17 protein-coding genes and 1 tRNA gene are annotated in these 20,381 nt (G+C 72.6%); 5 read left to right on the top strand and 13 right to left on the bottom strand.

The window, feature by feature from the left end; translation table 11 throughout:
- Nucleotide 1 precedes the first annotated feature (1 nt).
- The 7 genes from WMF36_RS46105 to rnr form a co-directional block, all read right to left on the bottom strand.
- On the bottom strand, nucleotides 2-1,261 hold the full coding sequence (locus WMF36_RS46105) for an MSMEG_0565 family glycosyltransferase (RefSeq protein WP_437577239.1): 1,260 nt from the start codon (nucleotides 1,259-1,261) through the stop codon (nucleotides 2-4).
- On the bottom strand, nucleotides 1,258-2,244 hold the full coding sequence (locus WMF36_RS46110) for a sll0787 family AIR synthase-like protein (RefSeq protein ID WP_437577240.1): 987 nt from the start codon (nucleotides 2,242-2,244) through the stop codon (nucleotides 1,258-1,260). Before WMF36_RS46110 ends, WMF36_RS46105 begins: the two co-directional genes overlap by 4 nt.
- Nucleotides 2,244-2,750, bottom strand: a complete 507-nt coding sequence (locus WMF36_RS46115) for an MSMEG_0567/Sll0786 family nitrogen starvation N-acetyltransferase (RefSeq protein WP_437577241.1) — start codon at nucleotides 2,748-2,750, stop codon at nucleotides 2,244-2,246. The genes WMF36_RS46110 and WMF36_RS46115 overlap by 1 nt, the downstream gene beginning before the upstream one ends.
- Nucleotides 2,647-3,966 carry an MSMEG_0568 family radical SAM protein gene (locus WMF36_RS46120; RefSeq protein ID WP_437577242.1) on the bottom strand — a complete coding sequence of 440 codons (1,320 nt, stop codon included), beginning with the start codon at nucleotides 3,964-3,966 and terminating at the stop codon, nucleotides 2,647-2,649. The genes WMF36_RS46115 and WMF36_RS46120 overlap by 104 nt, the downstream gene beginning before the upstream one ends.
- Nucleotides 3,911-4,939, bottom strand: coding sequence for a Nit6803 family nitrilase (locus WMF36_RS46125; RefSeq protein WP_437577243.1), 1,029 nt, complete (start codon nucleotides 4,937-4,939; stop codon nucleotides 3,911-3,913). The genes WMF36_RS46120 and WMF36_RS46125 overlap by 56 nt, the downstream gene beginning before the upstream one ends.
- A gap of 14 nt (nucleotides 4,940-4,953) precedes the next feature.
- Nucleotides 4,954-5,436 carry an MSMEG_0572/Sll0783 family nitrogen starvation response protein gene (locus WMF36_RS46130; RefSeq protein ID WP_437577244.1) on the bottom strand — a complete coding sequence of 161 codons (483 nt, stop codon included), beginning with the start codon at nucleotides 5,434-5,436 and terminating at the stop codon, nucleotides 4,954-4,956.
- Nucleotides 5,437-5,768: 332 nt separating this feature from the next.
- Complete coding sequence (rnr, locus tag WMF36_RS46135; protein WP_437577245.1) at nucleotides 5,769-8,129, bottom strand: ribonuclease R; 2,361 nt, start codon at nucleotides 8,127-8,129, stop codon at nucleotides 5,769-5,771.
- A 164-nt stretch (nucleotides 8,130-8,293) separates the two neighbouring features.
- On the opposite strand from rnr, the gene WMF36_RS46140 reads away from it, so the two are divergent.
- Both WMF36_RS46140 and add read left to right on the top strand, forming a co-directional pair.
- Nucleotides 8,294-9,634 (top strand): vitamin K epoxide reductase family protein, encoded by a 1,341-nt coding sequence (locus WMF36_RS46140; protein ID WP_437577246.1) that lies wholly within the window; start codon nucleotides 8,294-8,296, stop codon nucleotides 9,632-9,634.
- 57 nt (nucleotides 9,635-9,691) lie between these two features.
- Nucleotides 9,692-10,873, top strand: coding sequence for an adenosine deaminase (add, locus tag WMF36_RS46145; protein ID WP_437577247.1), 1,182 nt, complete (start codon nucleotides 9,692-9,694; stop codon nucleotides 10,871-10,873).
- Nucleotides 10,874-10,901: 28 nt separating this feature from the next.
- On the opposite strand, the gene nadE is transcribed toward add, so the two are convergent.
- The gene (gene nadE / locus WMF36_RS46150) at nucleotides 10,902-12,821 is read right to left on the bottom strand and encodes an NAD(+) synthase (protein WP_437577248.1); all 1,920 of its coding nucleotides are present in this window, start codon (nucleotides 12,819-12,821) and stop codon (nucleotides 10,902-10,904) included.
- Nucleotides 12,822-12,832: 11 nt separating this feature from the next.
- The gene (locus WMF36_RS46155) at nucleotides 12,833-13,804 is read right to left on the bottom strand and encodes a hypothetical protein (protein WP_437577249.1); all 972 of its coding nucleotides are present in this window, start codon (nucleotides 13,802-13,804) and stop codon (nucleotides 12,833-12,835) included.
- A gap of 338 nt (nucleotides 13,805-14,142) precedes the next feature.
- On the opposite strand from WMF36_RS46155, the gene WMF36_RS46160 reads away from it, so the two are divergent.
- The 3 genes from WMF36_RS46160 (at nucleotide 14,143) to WMF36_RS46170 (ending at nucleotide 16,404) form a co-directional block, all read left to right on the top strand.
- Nucleotides 14,143-15,006, top strand: a complete 864-nt coding sequence (locus tag WMF36_RS46160; RefSeq protein ID WP_437577250.1) for a Crp/Fnr family transcriptional regulator — start codon at nucleotides 14,143-14,145, stop codon at nucleotides 15,004-15,006.
- A gap of 150 nt (nucleotides 15,007-15,156) precedes the next feature.
- A tRNA-Leu gene (locus WMF36_RS46165) sits at nucleotides 15,157-15,239 on the top strand.
- A gap of 322 nt (nucleotides 15,240-15,561) precedes the next feature.
- Entirely contained in the window at nucleotides 15,562-16,404 is an 843-nt protein-coding gene (locus tag WMF36_RS46170; protein ID WP_437582049.1) for a DciA family protein, read from the top strand.
- On the opposite strand, the gene WMF36_RS46175 is transcribed toward WMF36_RS46170, so the two are convergent.
- The 4 genes from WMF36_RS46175 to purD form a co-directional block, all read right to left on the bottom strand.
- Entirely contained in the window at nucleotides 16,295-17,143 is an 849-nt protein-coding gene (locus WMF36_RS46175) for an FHA domain-containing protein (RefSeq protein ID WP_437278710.1), read from the bottom strand. The two genes, WMF36_RS46170 and WMF36_RS46175, sit on opposite strands and share 110 nt — an antisense overlap.
- A 3-nt stretch (nucleotides 17,144-17,146) precedes the next feature.
- Nucleotides 17,147-18,025 (bottom strand): FHA domain-containing protein, encoded by an 879-nt coding sequence (locus tag WMF36_RS46180; protein WP_437484597.1) that lies wholly within the window; start codon nucleotides 18,023-18,025, stop codon nucleotides 17,147-17,149.
- 189 nt (nucleotides 18,026-18,214) lie between these two features.
- Nucleotides 18,215-18,664, bottom strand: coding sequence for a hypothetical protein (locus WMF36_RS46185; protein WP_437577251.1), 450 nt, complete (start codon nucleotides 18,662-18,664; stop codon nucleotides 18,215-18,217).
- Between the two features lie 193 nt (nucleotides 18,665-18,857).
- Nucleotides 18,858-20,195: a phosphoribosylamine--glycine ligase gene (gene purD / locus WMF36_RS46190; RefSeq protein WP_437577252.1), complete on the bottom strand. Its 1,338-nt coding sequence runs from the start codon at nucleotides 20,193-20,195 to the stop codon at nucleotides 18,858-18,860.
- Between the last annotated feature and the right edge of the window lie 186 nt (nucleotides 20,196-20,381).

The raw sequence follows: 20,381 nt of genomic DNA on the forward strand, positions 1-20,381 counted from the left end.
TCTAGCTCCGGCGGGATCCCAGGAACTCACGGTAGACGCCGGCCGCGATGTGCGCCGAGCGCTCCCACGTGTACCGCGCCGCGGCCTCGAGGGCCGCGGCGCGCAGGCGCCGCCTCACGCCTTCCTCCAGGATAGCCTCCATGGCGCGCGCGAGATCCTCTGTTCTCGAGGGATCGACGAGCAGCGCGCTCTCGCCGTCTCGGAGGAACTCGGTGAAGGGAGGTTGAGCAGAGCTCACCACCGGCGCGCCCGAGGCCATCGCCTCGAGCAGGACGAGCCCGAACCCCTCGCGGACGGACGGGAAGACGAACGCGTCGGCCAGGCGGTAGAGCGGCGGGATCAGCGCGTCGGGGAGCACGCCCGCGAGGACGAGCGGCGGCGGCGGCGCGCCCGCCGGCGACGCGCCCGCCGGCCACACGCCGTGCTCCCGCGCGAGCGCCTCGAACTCGCGCTGGTAGGGCGCGTAATCGAACAGCGTCTCTCCGCCCGCGATGATCAGCTGGGCTCCGGGCAGCCGCCTCCGCACCGACAGGAACGCCTTGAGCAGGCCGATCGAGTTCTTGCGCGGCTCGACGCCGCCCACGGTCACGTAGAGCGGCGACCCCGTGGCGTTGAGCCGCGCCCGGAGCTCCGCGTCCCGTCCGTCCGGCGCCGGCGAGTAGCGCCGCAGGCTCACGCCGTTCGGGAGGATCGCCGCGTCGACGCCGAGATCGGCCCGGAGCGTCCTCCGCCACGCCTCGCTGACGACGAGGCACGCGTCCGCCTCGAGCACGGAGCGCTCCTGGCAGGCGCGCAGGTACGGGCTGTCGTAGTCGTCGAGGTGGTGCACCGTCCGGAGGAAGTGGGGGACGCGCCCCTCGGCGCGCAGCGCCGCGAGCGCGTTCGCGCTGATGCAGTCCTGGGAGTGCCAGATGTCGTGCCGCGCCCCGAGGCGGCGCAGCCCGACCTCGAGCTCCGCGATGCGCTGCCTCACGACCGCGTCGATCCCCGCCGGCGGGGGCGCGGCGGGCACGAGGACGGCGGGGCAGCGCAGCGGCCTGTAGAAGCCGCCCTGGTCCTTGTTCAGCGCGTAGATGCAGACCTCCACGCCGAGGTCGTGGAGCGCCTCGGCGAGCTCCACCGTGTGCACGACGCCGCCGCGCGGCTTCGTCGAGTAGGTGAGGAGCGCGACCGAGAGCGGCGCGCCGGTGGCGGCGCCGGCGCTCGTCGCGCCGTCTGAAGCGCCGGCGCTCGTCGCGCCGTCTGAAGCGCCGGCGCTCATCGCGCGCCCTCGCCCGCGAACCCGGTGAGCGGCTCGGCGGCGAGGTCCCAGAGCGTCTGCCGCTCGCCGGCGGCCTCCAGGGTGAGCCGCCGCGAGCCGTCGACGGCGCCGACCGCCGCGCTCGCGATGCCCCGCCGCGCGAACGCCGAGAGCACCTCGCCGGCGGCGTCGGGGCGCACGCTGAGCAGGAAGCCGTAGCTCGGGAACGCGAGCAGCCAGCGCGCGATCGACAGATCGCGCACGTCGCCCGGCCGCGGAACGGCGGCCAGGTCGAGCACCGCGCCGGCGCCGGACGTCTCCAGGAGCATGAGCAGCGTCCCCGCGACGCCGCCCATGCTGATGTCCTTGCCCGCGTCGCAGAGGCCCGCCTCGGCGAGGGCGGGCAGGACCTCGAGGTCGCCGCGGAGCCGCGCCGGGTCCGTTCCCGTCGAGGCGTCCCAGAAGGGGTGCTCCGCGTGCATCTTGCCGCGCAGGTCGATCGCCGCGACGAGCACGTCGCCGGGGCGCGCCGCGAAGCTCGTGATGAGCCGCCGCGCGCGGCCCGCGATGGCCACGGCGAGGGCGTTGTAGGGGCTGCGCGCGCTCGTATGGCCTCCGACGATCGGCACCCCGTAGGCGCGCGACGCGGCGACCATGCCTTCCCAGACCGGCTCCAGCGCGCCGGCCGAGGTCCCCCAGACGACGTCGACCACGGCGATGGGGCGGCCGCCCATCGCGTAGATGTCGCTGATGTTGACCATCACGGCGCTGTAGCCCGCGAACCGCGGATCGCCTTCGAGGAACGCCGGCCAGATCCCCTCGGCGGCGAGGAGCAGGTAGCCGTCTCCGTCGGGGATGGCCGCGCAGTCGTCGCCGAGCGCCGCGGGCCGGTCGGCCGCACCGGTTGCGCTCTTGCCGGACAGGTACCGCGCCGGGATCTGCACGTCCCGCTTCGCGAGGATGCCGAGCGCGCCCCGCAGCTGGGCCGCGATGCCGGCGAGCATCAGCGGAACCTCTGCTCGGGCAGCGGGCGGGGCTCGTCGCTCGGCGGGTAGCTCGCGAGGTCGGCCTCCATCAGGTGGTGCGGGCGATCGCGGTGCGCCCGCTCCTCGAGCGAGCGCCAGTTTTGGCTCTCGAAGAACGGGACGTTGGCCGCCTGGACGAGCGCGAGGAACCGGTGGCACCCCCAGCCGTGGGCGGTGGTGACCGCCTTCTGCACGAGGCCGCGGCCGACCACGCCCTGCTTGCGGTGGGCGCGCTCGACGGCCAGCCGGCCGCCGTACCACAGGCCGGGCTCCGCCTCGTAGATGCGCACCGTGCCGACGACCGCCTCGCCCCCCGGCGCCCCGTGCTGCACGGCGGCGATGGGGAACGCGGAGGCGTCCCAGTCGTCCTCGTCGGTCGTCTTAAACAGCCCTTGCTCGTCGCAGAAGATGGCCCGGCGCAAGCGGAGGTACGCCAGATACGTGTCCCTGCTCTGCACAAGCTCGAAGCTGTAATGTGGCGTCATCGGAGCTCTCCGAGGTTGATGTCCATGCCGCGCCGGCCTCCGGCGGCGCCGCGGCCCGGCCTTCTGCCTCGAAGCCCGAGAGCCCCGAGCAGGCGCCGCAGCGGGCGCAGCCCGCCTTCACGTCGGTCGAGCGCAGCCCCGACCGCGCGAGCAGCGGGCCGATGTGCGCGTAGAGCGCCCGCATGAAGTCCCCCGAGGGCGGCGCGCGATCGGCCGCGGGCGTCCCCGGGATGGGCACGAGCGGGACGAGGAACGGATAGACCCCCATCGCGATGAGCCGCTCGCTCGCGTCGAGCAGCGAAGACAGCGAGTCGCCGAGCCCCGCGATGAGGTAGGTCGACACCTGCCCGCGCCCGAACACGCGCACGGCCGCCTCGAACGCCTCGAAGTACCGGGCCACGCTCACCTCGGCCTTGCCCGGCATCGCGGCCGCGCGCACCTCGTCCTCGACCGCCTCGAGGTGCATGCCCAGGCTGTCGACGCCGGCCGCGCGCATCCGCTCGAACCAGGCGAGATCGTCGGGCGGCTCGCACTGCGCCTGCACCGGCAGGTCGACGCGCGCCTTGATGCCGCGCGCGCAGTCGGCGAGGTGCGCCGCCCCGCGATCGGCCGACCGCGGCGTGCCCGTGGTCAGCGTCACGTGCCGCACCCCGTCGAGCCGCGCCGCCGCCTCGGCGACCTCGCCGAGCTGCTCCGGCGTCTTCTTCGCGGTGGTGCGCCCGGCCGCGAGCGACTGCCCGATCGCGCAGAACGTGCAGGCCTTCTCGCGCTCCGTGTACCGGATGCACGTCTGGAGCACCGTCGAGGCGAGCACGTCCGCCCCGTGCAACAGCGCGATCTTGGGGTAGGGGATGCCGTCCTCGGTCGAGAGGGCATAGAAGCGCGGCGCCTTCACGAGGGCGATCGGCGCGAGCTCCCTGCCGTCCCGCTCGACGGTCCCCGCCCCGTCGCGCCCGATCCGCGCCACGAACGGCGACGCCGCGGCCTGGTCGGTGTGGATCGGGATCATCACGGTGGCGCCGCGGAGCGTCGCGGCCACGTGCTGGGTCGGCCCCGCCCCGCCGCGGCGCGAGGTCCACGCCGCGCGGCGGCCCTCACCCTCGCCGGACGCGGGCTCCTGCGGTGTCGCGGCGCCCGCGCCGGGGGCGCCCTCGGGGGCTTCAGCCAGCCTCAGGCCGAACGACTGGAGCTCGGTGATCAGCGTCTGGGTATCCATGGTCCACCGCCGCAGGATCGAGGGAGGAGGCCTTGGGGCTGCCCGCGCCGATCGTTATCGAGCGCTCTGCCGTGTCCATCCAAAGCCGCAGCAAGTCGGGCCGGGCGTAATGCCCTGCCGCATCCATCATCCGCTTTCGCTTCGTGATCAGGGCGAAGTCGAGGTCCGCGACGGCCATGCCCTCCCCGTCGGTCACCGGCGGGCACGCGTGCGCGCCCTCCGGCGTCACGATCGCCGTCATGCACCCGCCGCGCAGCGCGCCCTGCATCGGCTCGTTCGGCGCGACCTCCCGGACCTGCTCCGGCGTCAGGAAGGCCGTGGCGTTCACCACGAAGCAGCCCGACTCCAGCGCGTGGTGCCGGATGGTCACTTCCATCTGCTCGGCGAAGATGGGCCCGACCAGGGAGCCGGGGAACTGGCTGCAATGGATCTGCTCGTGCTGCGCGATGAGCGCGAACCGCGCGAGCGGGTTGTAGTGTTCCCAGCAGGCGAGCGCGCCGAGCCTCCCGACCGCGGTGTCCACGGTCCTGAGCCCCGAGCCGTCGCCTTGCCCCCAGATCATCCGCTCGTGGTAGGTCGGCGTGATCTTGCGCCGGTGGAGCACCAGGGCGCCGTCCCTGTCGAAGACGAGCTGCGCGTTGTACAGCGTCCCGTGATCGCGCTCGTTCACGCCGAGCACCACGACCACCCCGTGCGCGCGCGCGGCGGCCGCCACGGCCCGCGTCACCGGGCCGGGGACGGTGACCGCCTCGTCGTAAAGGCGCATGTGCTCCTTCCCCATGGCGGGCGGCGGGAGCACGAAGGAGAAGTAGGGATAATACGGGACGACCGCCTCGGGGAAGACGCAGAGCTCGGCGCCCTCCTTCGCTGCCCTGGCGATCGCGGCGACGACTCGCTCGGTCGTCCCGTCCCGGCTGCCGAGGACGGGACTGAGCTGCACCGCGGCCGCCCGGACTTTGCGGTTGTACTCCATGGACGGCGCTCGGGTCAGAGCGTCCAGGAGTGGACCACGAACGCGTCGTCCCGGCGGTGGATCAGCTGGATGTCGAGCACGTCGAGCGGGCTGATGGGCTTGATGCCCGGGATCAGCGCGTGCTCGCCGTGACCGTAGAGCGCCTGCAGCGCGAACCGGCACGCGTACACCTTGCCGCCCTCCTCCATGAACCGGCCGATCTGCTGGTTCACGGCGAGATGCCCGGAGAACGCCTCGCTGCCGAGCTTGGGAAAGCCGCGCTGCAGCCCCAGCGTGACGCCCGGCCCATACAGCAAGATGGATGTCTCAAACCCCTTACGCTGAAGGCGGATCGCCGTCAGCACATTGACGAGGCCGATCGAGCCCTCGAAGGCCACGGTGTGAAAGGTAACCAGCGCCTTCTCTCCCGGCTTCGCCTTGACGTCTTCGAAGACCTTCTCCTCGTAATCAACCAGGAAGTCACCAGCGTTGTAGGCGGGATACGTCGGCTTCGGCATTGGTTACCTCTCTCCTAGAATGAAATAGTTGAGACCATAGCGGTTTTCTGAACGCAAGAAAAATGCAGGAGCCCTCCCCTTTTTGAGCGGGTGTCCGCCGCGGAGGAGGTGCGATTGTGGGTCTCGTGTCGACGCGAGCCGCGCGCGGACCGAGCGGCTCGCGTCGACGCGACGCCTCAACTGTTTCGAGGGCTCGTCTCGGCGATTTCGAGGAGGTTTCGCGCGCTTGTCCGCGCGCGTGAACGTGGCTTGAGAGGTGTTGGGCGCTCGTGTGTCCGAGCGGCAAAGGCCGCGGGGAATGCCGGCGGAGAGTCGCGCCCTCGGGCGCCCTGCTACCGCTGCTTCTTTCGCACCTTGGCGCTCTTGCCGCCCTTGGCGCTCTTGCTGCCCTTGGCGCTCTTGCTGCCCTTGGCGCTCTTGCTGCCCTTGGCGCTCTTGCTGGTCGTGTCCTTGGCGGGCATCGTGCGCTTGCTGGTCTTGACACGACGAGTTGGTCGTGCGTCCGCCGCCTCGCGCCGCGCCCGGCGCGGCTTCGCCTCGTCCGACGCCGCGCCTCCGGCGAGCCTCCGCCCGTAGATGGCGCGCCGGAGGATGGCCACGTCCTCGATCTGCACGAGCATCGCGTCGCCGATGGCGATCCGGTCCCCCGACCGGCGGCCGATGACGCGCAGCCCCTCGTCGTCGATCTCGTACTGATCCGGGCCGAGCGACTCCATGCGGACGAGCACGTCGACGAACGGATCCTCGATGTTGACGTAGACGCCCGTCCCCACGATGGCCGTGACGATGCCCTCGAAGGTGTCCCCGAGCCGGGAGCGCATGAGGAGCGCGCGGTGCAGGTCGACCACCTCGCGCTCCACCTCCATCGCCTTGCGCTCGCGCTCCGACGACGTGGTGGCCGCCTCGCGCAGCCGCTCGATGGCCGCATCGCTCCTGTCGATGCTCTCGCCGCGCAGCACCGCGCGGATCGCCCGGTGCGCCGTGATGTCCGGGTATCGCCGGATGGGCGAGGTGAAGTGCAGGTAAGCGCTCGAGGCCAGACCGAAGTGGCCCACGTTGGCCACGTCGTACACCGCCTGCTTCATCGCGCGGAGCAGGAGCATGTGCAGCACCTGCTTCTGCGGGTGCGCGTCGAGCTTCTTCAGGAACACCGACAGCCGCTTCGGGTCGGTCGCGTCCTCCGGGTCGAACGCGAGCCCGAGCTCCCCGCACATCGTCGCGAAGCGCTCGAGCTTCGCCTGGTCCGGGGGCGCGTGGTACCGGAAGACGGTGGGGATGCTCTGGTCGACCACGAACTGCGCGCAGGTCTCGTTCGCCAGGAGCATCATCTCCTCGATGAGCTGGTAGGCCTTCGCCACCCCGGGGTCGTGGCTGCGCTTCTGCACGTCGACGGGCGCGCCCGTCTCCGGGTCGAGCACCACCTTCGCCTCGGGCAGGTCGAGATCGAGCGCGCCGCGCCGCATCCGCTTGCCGCGGAGCAGCCGGGCGAGGTCCCACATCACCTGGAGCTCGTTCCTGAGTGCCTCGGCCTCCGGGCTGCGCGGCGGCTCGGGCGTGAAGCCGAGCGCGCGCGCCACGCCGGGGTAGGTGAGCTTCGCGATCGAGCGGATGTACCCCTCGATGACGCGGGCGCTCCGCACCGTCGCCGCCGCGTCGAGCTCGACCTCCACGCACAGGCAGAGCCGGATCACGCCCGGCAGCAGGGAGCAGAGGTTCGACGACAGCGCCCGCGGCAGCATCGGGATCGCGCGATCGGGCAGGTAGATCGAGTTGGCCCGCCCGAGCGCCGCCTTGTCGAGCGCGCTGCCCGGCCGCACGTAGTGCGACACGTCGGCGATCGCGATCCAGACCCGGTAAAAGCCGTTCTCCTCGCGGATCACCCAGACCGCGTCGTCGTGGTCGCGGGCGTCCTCCGGGTCGATCGTCGGCATGGGCAGGTGGGTGAGGTCGGTGCGCCCCTCGAGCGCCTCGGCCGGCACCTCGCCCCCGAACGCCTCGGCCTCGGCGATCGCCTCCGGCGCGTGCTCCTCCTCGATCCCCTCGCGCATCAGGATCTTGGCGACCTCCACGTTCGGGTCGCCCGGCGCCCCGAGCACGGCCTCGATCACGCCCTCCGGGTTCTCGTCGGGCAGGTCCGGGAAGCGGACGATCGACGCGACCGCCGCCGCGCCGTCCTCGGCGTCGGGCGGCACGAGCGGCCCGCCCGGCTCGCGCGGCACGATCACGATGGGCCCGCGGACCCGCCCGTCGTCTGGCTCGAGCCAGGCGCTCCTGCCTCGCCGCCGCAGCACGCCCGCTACGCGCACGTGACGCCGCTTGATGACGCGGACGATCTCCCCCTCCACGCCGCGGCGCGAGCGCGTCGCGACGCGCACCGCGACGGTGTCGCCGTGGAGCGCGCCGCCCATCGCCTCGGGCGAGATGTAGACGTCCTCGGCCGCCCCTCCGAGCGCCACGAAGCCGAAGCCGCGCGGGTTCACGGTCAGCGTCCCCTCGTGCTCGGCGCCGCGCGCCTCGACCTGCTGGCGGCTCGTGCTGAACCGCTGGCCGGGGAAGGCGACGATGCTGCCCTCCAGCGACAGCTCCTCGAGCAGCCGCTGCAGCTTCGCGTACCGGCTCGGATCGACCCCGAGGCGCTCGGCGATCTCGTTCGTGTGCAGGGCGCGCTTGAAGGAGGACAAGAGGTCGACCACGGCGACAACGGCTTCCCGGCGACGCGCGCCGGAGCCGGTGGTCGGGGAATCTCCGCGAGATGAGGAACGCATGAAACTCGACTAGCACGAGTCTCCTCTCGCTGGCTGTCTCCGCCCCGGTCCGGTATGCCTCGAGCCCACTTCTCTACGAGCCGCCACGACCGATGCTGCTGAACTCGATCGCCCTGCTCCTCGCGCTGATGCTCCTCGTCTTCCTCGCCGGGAGGGGCAACGTCTTCGCGGTGCGTCCGGCCCGCGACAGACAGGCCGCGAGTGAATCCTTGGACCGGGCGGGCCCCGAGGCGCCTGCGCCCTCGACCGAGCAGCGGCAGGCCGGACGCGCCCGGTTCTTCGTCACGCTCTTCCGGCTCGCGCTGTTCGTCGCCATCGCGGCGAGCGCGGCCCTCGTGGTCGAGTACCAGAACGCCGGCGACCCTGCGTTCTGCGGCGTCAGCTCGGGCTGCTTCGCCGTCCGGGTCTCGCCGTACAGCCGGCTGTTCGGGGTCCCGCTGCCGAACCTCGGCCTCGCCGCCTACACCACGCTGCTCGCCGCCTCGCTGCTCGCGCGGGAGCGCTGGCACCACGTCGCGCTCGCGGCCGCGTCGGCCGCCGGGGGCCTCGGCGCCGCGGTGCTCCTCGGGCTGCAGGCCTTCGCGATCGGCGCGTTCTGCGCGTGGTGCGTCGCGGTCGATCTCGCCGCCCTCGCGGCCGCGGTCACGTCCGCCCTCGTCGCCTGGCAGGCGTGGCGCATGCCGCGCGCGGCGTTCGATCACGCCGCGCAGGGCGGGCTGCGGCGCACCACGGCGTGGGGCGCGGCCGCCGTGGCGGCGATCGGCCTGCCGTTCCTCTGGGGCAACCACCCGGTCGTCCCGCCGCTCCCGCCGGAGCTCGCGGCGCTGCAGGAGCCCGGCAAGATCACGGTCGTCGCGTTCACCGACTTCGAGTGCCCCTTCTGTCGCAGGCTGCACCCCGAGATGACCAAGATGGAGGAGCCCTACGGCGACCGCCTGCGCCACGTGCGCAAGATGGTGCCGCTCCCCAGCCACCCCGGCGCGCTCCCCGCGGCGAAGGCCTACGTCTGCACGCCCGCGGAGAAGCGCGAGCAGGCCGCGGCGCTGCTCTACAGCGCGTCGCCCGGCAGGCTCACCGACGCGCGCGTCGCGTCCGTCCTGGCGCCGCTCGGGCTCTCCGCCACGGAGCTCGCGGCCTGCCTCGCCGCGCCGGAGACGCAGGCCGCCATCGACGCGGACGTCGCGCTGTATGGGCGGATGGAGGCGCGTGGTCTCCCTGCGACCTACGTCGGTCGGCGGCTCGTGGTGGGTTACAACCCCGATCGCCTCCGCGATGCGCTGCGCCGTGAGGCCGCCGGGGATCCGCTCAGCCTGCCGCTTCCGTGGCTCTTCGTCGCCCTCTTCGGGGTCTCCGCGGCCGCCGTGGTCGTCGGCAGCAGGGATCGCCCGGCGGGCCAGGGCAGCGCGCCGCCCTCGCCGCCCGAGCGATCGTGAGCCGCGCCGCGCCCGCTGCTGCCTTTCGCGGCTGGTCGGCGGGTGACAGAATAGCTCATGAGTGATCATCCAGAGCTAACCGCCAGGCTGCCGCTGGAGTTCTTCCGCCAGCTACCCAAGACCGATCTGCACGTCCACCTCGACGGCTCCTTGCGCCTCGAGACGATCATCGAGCTCGCCCGCAGCCACCGCGTCGAGCTCCCGACGTACGAGCCGCCGGAGCTGCGCAAGGTGATGAACCTGGGCCAGAACTGCGGCTCGCTCGTCGAGTACCTCAAGGCGTTCGACATCACGCTGCGCGTCCTGCAGACCGAGGAGGCGCTCTTCCGCGTCGCCTACGAGCTCGCGGAGGACGCCGCGCGCGAGAACGTCCGTTACATGGAGGTCCGCTACTCGCCGATGCTGCACACCCGCCTCGGCCTGCGCCTCACGAGCGTGGTCGAGGCGGTGCTCTCCGGGCTCAGGGCGGCGCGCGACGCGCTGGGCATCGAGAGCAACGTCATCGTCTGCGGCATCCGCAACATCTCGCCCGAGTCGTCGCTCGAGATGGCGGAGCTCGCGGTGGCCTACAAGAGCCGCGGCGTGGTCGGGTTCGACCTCGCCGGGGCCGAGTACGACCACCCGGCGAAGCACCACAAGGCGGCGTTCCAGCTCGTGCGCCAGAACAACATCAACTGCACCATCCACGCCGGCGAGGCCTACGGCCCCGAGTCGATCGCGCAGGCGCTGCACGTCTGCGGCGCGCACCGGATCGGCCACGGCTGCCGCCTGCGCGAGGACGGCGGCCTGCTCCACTACATCAACGATCACCGGATCCCGCTCGAGTGCTGCCCGTCCTCGAACGTGCAGACCGGCGCGGTGCGCGACCTCGCCTCGCACCCGCTGAAGCTCTACCAGAGCCTCGGCCTGCGCGTGACGGTCAACACCGACAACCGGCTCGTCACCGACACGACGGTGTCGCACGAGCTCTGGCACTGCCACACGAAGATGGGATTCGGCCTGAAGGACATCAAGTCGACCATCGTGGCCGGCTTCAAGAGCGCCTTCTTGCCGTTCCACATCAAGCAGGCGTACCTCCGCCGCGTCACCGACGAGCTCGAGCGCTTCTCCGCCGACGGCTCGATCCGCGCCGCCCCGCCCCAGGCGGCCCCTGGCCACGAGGTCCTCGAGGTCGCCTCGCCGGACGGGAAGGACGGCAGGCAGGGGGCCCACGCGTCCGTGGAGAAGGCCGCCAACTGACGCGCCGCCGCCGCCGCCCGGGCGGGGCTCAGCCGCCCTTCCACTCGGTCCGCTGCACCACGGGCAGCTGCAGCGCGCGCTCCCGGTCGAGATCGAGCGACCCGAGGTGAATCGCGATCGGCGACTGCACCCACTTGAAGATCGATCTCGAGAACAGGATCGCGAACTTCTCGGCCCACGCCCCCAGCGCGGCGGGGTCCTTGTCGGGGAACAGGCTGGGGAGCGCGGCCGCCAGCTCGTCGGCGGCGAGCTTCTCCGCGCCGTAGAGGTAGAGGCACGCGTCGAGGACCTCGAACGGCATGAGCTCGGCTTCCCCGGACTGATTCTCGGCGAGCTCGGGCCCCGCGGTCGTGGCGAGCGTCTGCTGGATGCCCTTGAAGCCGAAGCGCTGCGAGAGCCGCTCGAGCAGCGCGATGACCACGGTCTTCGGGACGTTGGCGATGACGCTGAACGCCCCCTCGAGATCGCCGCCCACCGTGGTGTAGCCGAGCGCCTTCTCGCTCATGTTCCCCGTCTGCAGGAACAGCGCGCCGCTCGTGTTCGACCAGTTCCACATGCGCCCGCCGCGGATGCGCGCCTGCACGTTCTGCCTCGTGAGCTCGGTGAGCTGCCGGTCGCCGCCGACCATCGCCTGGGCGGCCTCGAGCTCCCGGGGGAACGCGTCCTCGATCGGGATCACCGCGAACGACGCCCCGAGCTCGTCGGCGATCTGCGCGGCGGCCCGGTGCGTCGCGTCGCTGGAGTAGCGCGAGGGCATGAAGAACGCGTGGAGCGACGTCTTCATCCGCTCGCGCAGCGCCTCGCCCTCGAGATCCGGGTGGAGCAGCTGCACCGCGCGCCAGGCGACGAGCAGCGTGAGGAGCGAGTCGCGGCCGCCCGAGAGCGCGAGGCCGATGCTCCTGAAGGCCCCGATCTTGCGGTAGTAATCGGCGACGCCGAGCGCGAGCACGTCGTAGAAGTCGTCGAGCAGCTCGTCGCGCGCCGAGATCGCCGGCCGCGTCGCCGAGGGCAGGAACGGGGTCGTGCCCGGCGGCGGGGCAGGGTAGGCGAGGCGCGAGCGGTCCGCGGTCTCCCCGCCGATCCGGACCACGTCCACCATGTGCGGGGAGGCGCGGCGGAACTCCTCGAGGTCGCTGCGCCAGGTGCTCGCCTCGCGGCGGCAGCGCGTCGTCCGGTCGAGGTCGACGACCGCCGTGGAGAACCCCTCGCGGAACCGCGGCGCCTCCAGCATCGGGCGGCCGTTCTGGTTGACGAACCCGCCGCCGTCGAAGACGAGCCCGTCGTTGCCGCCGACCAGGTTCGCGTAGGCGATCGTGCACTGGTTGTCCGCCGCGCGGGTCGCGATCATCTCGCGCCGCGTGCCGGTCACCCCGGCGCGGAACGGCGACGCCGAGATGTTGCAGACGATCTCGGCGCCCGCGTAGCAGCGGCGCCGCATCGGCCCGTCGGGCGACCAGATGTCCTCGCACACCTCGACGGCGATCGTCCCGAAATCGAAGGCGAAGATGCGGTCGCCGCAGAACACGCCGTCGGCGTCGAGCTCCATGAACGGCATGCCGCGCGAGAACGTCCGCGCCTCGTAGAAGATGTTGTACGTCGGCAGCTTCTCCTTCGGGGAGAAGGCGAGCACCTCGCCGGCGTGGACGATCGCGCCGGCGTTGAAGAGGTCTCCGCCCACGCCGACGGTCACGCCGATGACGAACACGGTGCGGAGCGACGCGGTCTCCTCGGCGAACCGGCGGAGCTCGCGCTGCTGGCTCGCGACGAACGCCGGCCACTGCACGAGGTCCTCGGGCGCGTAGCCGCCGATCACCTGCTCCGGGAAGACCGCCAGGGTGACGTCGTCGCGTGCCATCGAGCCGGCGAGCGCGAGGCACCGGTCCGTGTTCGAGCGGACGGCGCCGACGGTCGCGTTGACGCTGGCGATTCCGATCTTGACGAGTCGCATCGGGCGGCAGCCTAGCGCGGCAGCACGGCGCTGAGCAGGGTGAAGAGCTTGTCGAGCTCTCCGGGCGTCACGCGCCGGTTCGCTTTCACCCGGTCTTCCTCGGCGAAGAACCCGATCGGATCGACGACCCGGACCGTCACGACGGCGATGCGGAACGAGGTCGTTCGGTCGATCTCCTCGTTGAGGAAGGCCGCGTCGCGGGCGGCGTGCTCGTGGCTCTCGCTCGCGCCGTCGAGCGCGACCAGGGCGCCGCCGTCCTTGGTCAGCGTCACGGTGGCCTCGAGCGACCTCAGGGTGGGCGGCACGCGGGGCGCCTGGCGCGGGCCCTTCAGCGTCCGCGCCGGGTCGATCGCCGCGGCGATCGCGGCCTCCGCGCCGATCGGGTCGGGGAAGCCGCCCGTGCCGATGAAGCGCCGCGCCTCGCGCGCCCGCGTCACCGGCAGCACCACGAGGAAGTTCGGCTCCACGGTCGCCACGACGCGCGTGTGCCCCTTGATGGTCACGCGCACGGCTGGCACGCCGAGCCCGCTCTCCTCGGTGCCCGGCGGCTGGCTGCGCGAGAGGAGCGTGTCGATCCCCGACTCCAGCCTCTCCGGCGGCACGTTGTGCTCGAGGACGATCACCGCCTCATGGGCCGCGTCCGCTCGCGGCGCGGTGATGAAGGCGCGCTCGAGGTCCCGCTCCGGATCGAGGCCCGTGCCGGCGAGCACGGGGCCCCACAGATCGAGGGCCGCGAGCCGCGGCATGATGGGGTGGCCCCGGGTCCTGTCGGCGTAGACGAGCACCGAGACCTTCCCCCGGGCGATCGACTGCGCGATGGCGGCCGCGTTGCGCGGCCTCGGCGGCGGCGCCGTCTCCGCGCTGACCGGCGTCGCCGACGACGCGGAGCCGCACGCGACGACGGCGAGGGCGAGGCCGATGACGATGAGCCGCAGCGGCGGAAGGCGCATCGCGGCGAGGAGCCCTTGACGAACGAACGGCATCACCCGGGCGACGTTACCGGCACCTACTCCATCCTGCCAGCGGGGCAAGCCCTCCCTGCGTGTCGGTGCGCGTCCGCGCGGCGTCGCGTGCCCCTGCGTCGAGCCACCGATGTGCGGCGCACCGCGGCGCGGCGACCCGGCGGCGATGCGAGAACGTGCGCGGGATCGCGGTCCGCCTCGCGCCTCGCGGCGGGGCGGCCATCCCTCTTCCTCGCGTGGGAACCTGGAGTAGGATGCCGCTCCCGCGGTCCACGCCGAGCCGTGCGCGCCGCAAGGATCCGTGTCTCGCAACGCTGCGGACGCGGAGCCCGACCCACGTTGAAGAGGAGTGTCACCCCATGGCGGTCCGTCCTTCCGACCTGCACGCGATCCCCCTGTTCGAGAGAATCACGGAGGACCACCTCGACGAGCTGATGATGGCGTTCCAGCGCCAGGAGGTCCCATCCGGCCAGGTGCTCTTCGAGGCCGGGAGCGCGCCGGCGCACTTGCTCCTCCTGGTCCAGGGCGAGGTCGCGCTGCTCGAGGGGGGCGAGACGCGCTTCCGGCTGAGCCCCATCTCGCCCATCGGCGAGCTCGGCGCGCTGACCGGCTTCCGGCGGACGACGACCGCGGTGACGACGCAGCCCTCGGAGATCTGGCGCATCGGCGTCGCCGAGCTGCGGGACTTCTTCGAGGAGCACGGGGACGTCGCGTACCCGTTCTACAACAACCTGCTCAACGTCGTGGCCGGCAAGATCCGGCGCGACGCGCGGCGGCTCGAGGAGGTGCGCGCGAACCTCATCCGCACGCAGAAGGCGATGAAGCGGCTGCTCGAGCTCGTGCTCGACAGCGAGGAGACGCCGCTGAGCAAGGTCATCTGCGCGACGCTCGAGGAGCTCATCGAGAAGAACCGGCGCTCCCACTACATGGTCGAGCCGGCGCACACGCTGAAGAGCTCCGTCCGGCTCGACAGCGGCGCGCTCGTCCCTGTCGTCGAGCTCTCGGACGGCTGGCTGCGCCTCGCCGGGCTCCGCGACGCCGCGAAGGGCGCCGACTGGAGCGGCGTGCTCGTCCTGCCCGCACGCGAGATCCCGGTGAGCGGGACCATCGATTCGGTCGACAATCACGGCGCGCTGGTGCAGCTCGATCTCCTGATCGACGAGTACGCCGCCGCGCTCCAGGACTACCTGACGCGCCTCCAGATGCTGGATTTCGTGGTGTGAGCTCGCGCCGCGCGGCCTCGGCGCCGGGCCGCGTCGCTCCCTCGCTCTCCTCGCTGCTCCCGGACCGTTCCAGACCGTTGCGTCAGACCGTTGCCAGGGTCGTGCCCGGTGATCTACGGTTCCCGGAGCGCACGGACATCGGAGCGCTGAGCCGAAGTGGCGGAATGGCAGACGCGGCGGATTCAAAATCCGCTGTCCGCAAGGGCTTGTGGGTTCGAGTCCCACCTTCGGTACTGGTACGGAATCCTTGGACGAGGCGCATGAGCGCGGATTTCGTCCGCTGTTGGTGAAATCGCTTGCAGTTCCCGGCCCTTCAGGCGGGGTGGGGTCCGCCGGCGGTCGACCGTTGGGCGTCGTGGTCGCCCGACGGCGCGGCGGGGGCCGGCCGCCCGTGACGCTGCGTGGGCTGGACGCCGCGCTCCGCCGGAACAGCGGGCCGTGAGGCTGCTACGCTCGGCGCGCATGGCGCGTCGGAGCGGAGGTATCGAGCGGCTGGGCGCGATGATCCAGCGGCAGTCCGCGCTCGCGGCGCCGGCGGAGGTCGACACCGCGCCGATGCCGTTCCGCGATTGGGAGGCCGCCGTGGGGTCCCGGATCGCCGCGCGCGCGCGGCCGCTCAAGCTGGAGCGCGGCGTCCTTCACGTCCGTGCGGCGAGCTCGACGTGGGCGCAGGAGCTCTCGATGCTCGGCGATGTCATCACCGAGCAGCTCCGGGCGCGCGGTCTCCCGGTGCAGTCGCTCCGCTTCCGCGTCGGCAAGGTGGAGGCGGTCGCGCGGCCGCCGTGGCGCGAGGAGGTCCGCTCGGCGCCGAAGCAGGCGCCGCTTCCGTTCGAGGTGCGGCGGGAGCTCGGGAAGGTCGCGGACCCCGATCTGCGCGACGCGATCGCGAAGGCCGCCGCGACGAACCTCGGCTGGCAGGAAGCGGAGGCGAGCGCGCGCCCTCGCAACGCGCCGCCGCCGGCCCCCTCTGCGGCCGCGCCGCCGCCCTCGCGTGGGACGGCGGCGCCGGCGGTGGCGGTACGCCCGGCCGTGTCGCAGGCGTCACGCGCGACGGCAACGCCGGCTCCACGCGCGACCGCGTCACGTGGGCCTGCGTCGCCGGCCTCGCGTGCGACTGCGTCGCCTGCGTCACGTGGGCCTGCGTCGCCGGCCTCGCGCGCGACCGCGTCGCCTGCGTCACGTGGGCCTGCGTCGCCGGCCTCGCGCGCGACCGCGCCGCCGGCCCCGCGCGTGTCGCCGCGGGCCGCCGCGGCGGATCCCGCGGCGCCGGACGACGAGGCGGAGGCCGCTACTTCGCCGCGACGAGCCGCTCGAGACCCTCGATCCGCTGCATCAGAAACCGCTCGGTCGGACCGAACGAAGGAGCCATCCGGCGCAGGTCGTCGAGGTAGATCCTGAGCGGCTGGATATCGAGCGTCTTGACGCGGCGGACCACGGTGTAGAGCTCGTCGACGACGGGGCCGGGCAGCGGGCGGCGCGCGATCGTGAAGAGCTCGAACGCGTAGTTGACCCAGGTCCCCTTGGTCGTGGCGCCCGCGAGCCGGGCCGCGTAGCGCGCGGCGAGCTCCGCGGCGGGCATCTCCAGCGGCACGTTCGTCCGCGCGCGGCTCAGGATGTCGATCAGCACGGTCTGCAGGATGCGCTCGGCCTCCTCGCTCCGCCCCATCGCGAGCGCCTTGTCGGCGAGGCTCGCGAGCAGGCGCAGCGACTGGAAGCCCTTCGATCCGCCGTCGCCCGTCGGGCTCGTGAGCTCCGTCGGGTCGTCCGACATCTTGCGCATCTCGGTCAGCGCCATCGCGCCGAGCGTCGCAGTCGCGCGCCGGAACTCGACCCCGTAGGCGTCGTGGGGCCGCGACTCCTCGCCGCCGTAGAGCAGCATCTCCTGGCTGCCGATGATGATGCGGTCGCCGTCGGTCAGCTCGCGCTGGCCGGAGATGCGCGTGCCGTTGACGTACACGCCGTTCCTGCTCTCGAGATCGAGCACGGCCACGCCGTCGTTGCGCACCTGCAGCGTGGCGTGGCGGCGCGACACAAGCGGATCGTCGAGCGAGAGCTGACAGTCGCCGCTCCGGCCAATCACGAAGGGACCTTCGGGGAGCTCGAAATCGTGCGCCAGGTACCGGAGGCGGAAAGGCATGGTCTATTTCAGTGCGCCGAGGCGCTCGAGCCCTTCGATTCGCTGGAGGATGAACCGCTCCGCCGGGGTACGTTCTCCTGCACGCTCGCGGAGCCGCTTCGCATAGCCACGGAGAATGGACATGTCGACGGCCTTCACCTTGCGCAGGACACTATACAGCTCATCGACGAGGTAGGCGGGAAGCAGGAGCTCGAGCCGCGTATTCAGCTCGAAAATGTAGTTGATCCACGCCCCCCGGCCGGTGGCCGCGGCGAGTCGGGTGGCGTACGTGCTGGCCTTCTCGACCAGCTCGGGCTGGACGGCGCCGACGCCCCCCTCCCGCGCCTTGGTGAGGATGTCGGCCAGCGAGCGCTGGAGGATGCGCTCGGCCTCGTCGACCCGCCCCAGGGCGAGCGCCTTGTCGGCGACGCTGCCGATGAGGCTGAGCGCGTGCACGCGCTTGTCCGGGTGCTGCGGGATGAGCCCGGGCAGCGACCTGCGCGAGGCGATGGCCGTCGCGCCGTCGTCCTCGCCCGACGACAGCTCGCTCATGTCGACCGTGCGCGCGTTCTGCTGCCTCGTCCAGAGCGGCGCGCTCCGCGGAGAGTGCGTCGAGCTCGGCTCGATCGCCCCGAGCAGGAACATCTCCTGCCCTCCGATCGCGATCTTGTCGCCGTCCGACAGGAGCTGGCGCCCCGTGATCCGGGTCCCGTTGATGAGCACGCCGTTGCGGCTGCCGAGATCCTCGATCGCGACGCCGCCCTCGCCGACGGTCAAGAGCGCGTGCTTGCGCGACACAAGCGGGTCGTCGAGCGACAGCTGGCAGTCGGCGCTCCGTCCGATGAAGAACTCGCCGAGCGGCACCTCGAGATCGTGGGCGAGGTAGCGCAATCGGATGCCCATGATCGAGCCATACCAACAGCCCAACAGGCCGTCAAAAGCCAGCTTCCGGGCCGCGTAGCAAAGGTTTGCAAGCCCACAAGAACGGTCCTGGACCGCGGACGGCGACGTCCGTTGCCGTCTTACAGTGTCGCACTGGTAGACGCCCGCGCGGGTGTCTTGGTCGGAGGCTGGTCGGAGGCGGGTCGGAGCTCAGGGGTGGCTCGAGAGGATCCGGAGCAGCGTGAGGATGAGCCGCGGGTGCGCGAGGAGGCCGTAGATCTTGAGCTCCCCGCTGGCCACGAGCCGCGCGAGCTCGCGCAGGGGGCCGCTCTGGCGGCGGTGCAAGAGGCCTACCTTCGGGAGCCTCAGCCAGCGGTGGAACGCGATGTCGGGGAGCCGGCGAAGCGCCGCCTCGTCGCCGCAGAACGTGACGGTGGGGATACCGATGGCGCCGTCATGGACGGTGAGGCGCCCGTGATCGAAGCGCATCGTCATCGACGTGCCGGTGTCCTGCGCGACGACGAGCACCGCGCCGCGCAGCGTCCGGAAATCGGACACGCGCCGCGGGTCACGGCCGAGGTGCTCGCGGATGAGCCGGCCGAAGTGGGCGGCGAGCGCGTTCTCCTCCGCGCCCGGGGCAAGATCGATGATGGGCTCCATGGTGCCGCGCTCTCGCGTCTGGAACGACGCCGCGCCGCCCCCCTCTCTCTGTGGCAGATGCGCTCCCCGGCAAGCCGCGTCGCCGCGCACCTCGGCGGACGGCCTGGGCGGCGATCGCGCGCCCTCGTGAGACGATAGGCACGACAGGTGGCCGAGGGTCAAGCGGCGCGCCGGCGCGGGCGGGCGCCGCGCCTCATCCGGCGGCGCGCGTTCCGTCCATCCCGATGTCGCGGCGGAGCACCTGGCCGTCGAAGTCGATCGCGCTCGCGGCGCGGAACGCGCGCTCCCGCGCCTCCGCGAGCGAGCCGCCCGCCGCGGTGACGGCGAGCACGCGGCCTCCCGCGGTCACGATCGCGCCGTCCCGCTCCGCCGTGCCCGCGTGGTTCACGAAGGCGCCCTCGACCGCGGCCGCAGCGTCGAGGCCGCGGATGGCGTCGCCGGTCACGGGCGCCGTGGGGTAGCCGCGCGCCGCGAGGACCACGGTGAGCGCGTGGCGGCCGGGGACGACGCGCGCCGCCCCGGGATCCAGCGCGCCCGCCGCGGCCGACGCGCAGAGCTCGGCGACGTCGCCCTCGAGGAGCTCCATCAGCGCCTCGCACTCGGGATCGCCGAAGCGGACGTTGTGCTCGAGCAGGATCGGATCCCCCGCGGGCGTGATCATCAGGCCCGCGAACAGCACCCCGCGGAAGGGCCTCCCTTCCGCCCGCATGCCGTCGATCGTCGGCCGGAGGATCTCGCGCTCGACGCGCGCGGCCAGGGCGGGGGTGACGCTGGCGCTCGGCGCGAACGCGCCCATGCCGCCGGTGTTCGGCCCGGTGTCGCCCTCGCCGACGCGCTTGTGATCGCGCGCCGCCGGCAGGACGAAGATCGCCTCGCCGTCGCTGAGGGCGTGCACGCTGGCCTCCTCGCCCTGGATGGCGTCCTCCAGGATCACGGTGGCGCCGGCGTCGCCGAAGCGGTGATCCACGAGCATGTCCTTCGCCGCCGCGAGCGCCTCGTCGACGGTCGTCGCGACGACGACGCCCTTGCCGGCGCAGAGCCCGTCGGCCTTCACGACGATGGGCGCGCCGCGCTCGCGGATGATGCGGGCGGCCTCCTCGAAGGAGCGCGCGATCTGGAACGGCGCGGTCGGGATCCCGTGGCGCGCGGCGAACTCCTTCAGGAACGCCTTCGACCCCTCGAGGCGCGCCGCCTCGCGGCTCGGCCCGAAGACGGCGATGCCGGCGGCGGCGAGCGCGTCGGCGACGCCGGCGCAGAGGGGCGCCTCGGGGCCGACGACGACCAGGTCGGCGCGCTCGCGGACGGCGAGCCGGGTCGCCTCGTCGGGCGACAGGGCGGCGAGGTCGGCGCGGCGGATCGGCGCGCGGCCGGCGCCGCCTTGCGCCTGGGTGCCGGCGTTCCCGGGCGCCACGATGACCTCGGCGACCGAGGGCGATCGGGCGAACGTGCGCGCGAGGGCGTGCTCGCGCCCCCCCGAGCCGAGCACGAGGATGCGGCGATCTGACCGGCGTGGTTTCGCAGTGGAGCTCACGCACGCGCGCTACCACGCGGCGGCCCTCGCTGTCGAGGCGCCTCGCGCGGTCGACCGTCCGCGAGGGGCTCCGCGGCGCCCGACATCGTGATAGAAGCGCCCGCGCGGCTCAGCCAGGGCCGCGGGCGCGCATCGCCGGGCCTCCTCGCGGGGTGACCGGAGGGCGGATCCCTGAACATTCTGGAG

Origin of the sequence: Sorangium sp. So ce887, assembly GCF_051521455.1 — a bacterium.
GTDB lineage: Bacteria > Myxococcota_A > Polyangia > Polyangiales > Polyangiaceae > Sorangium.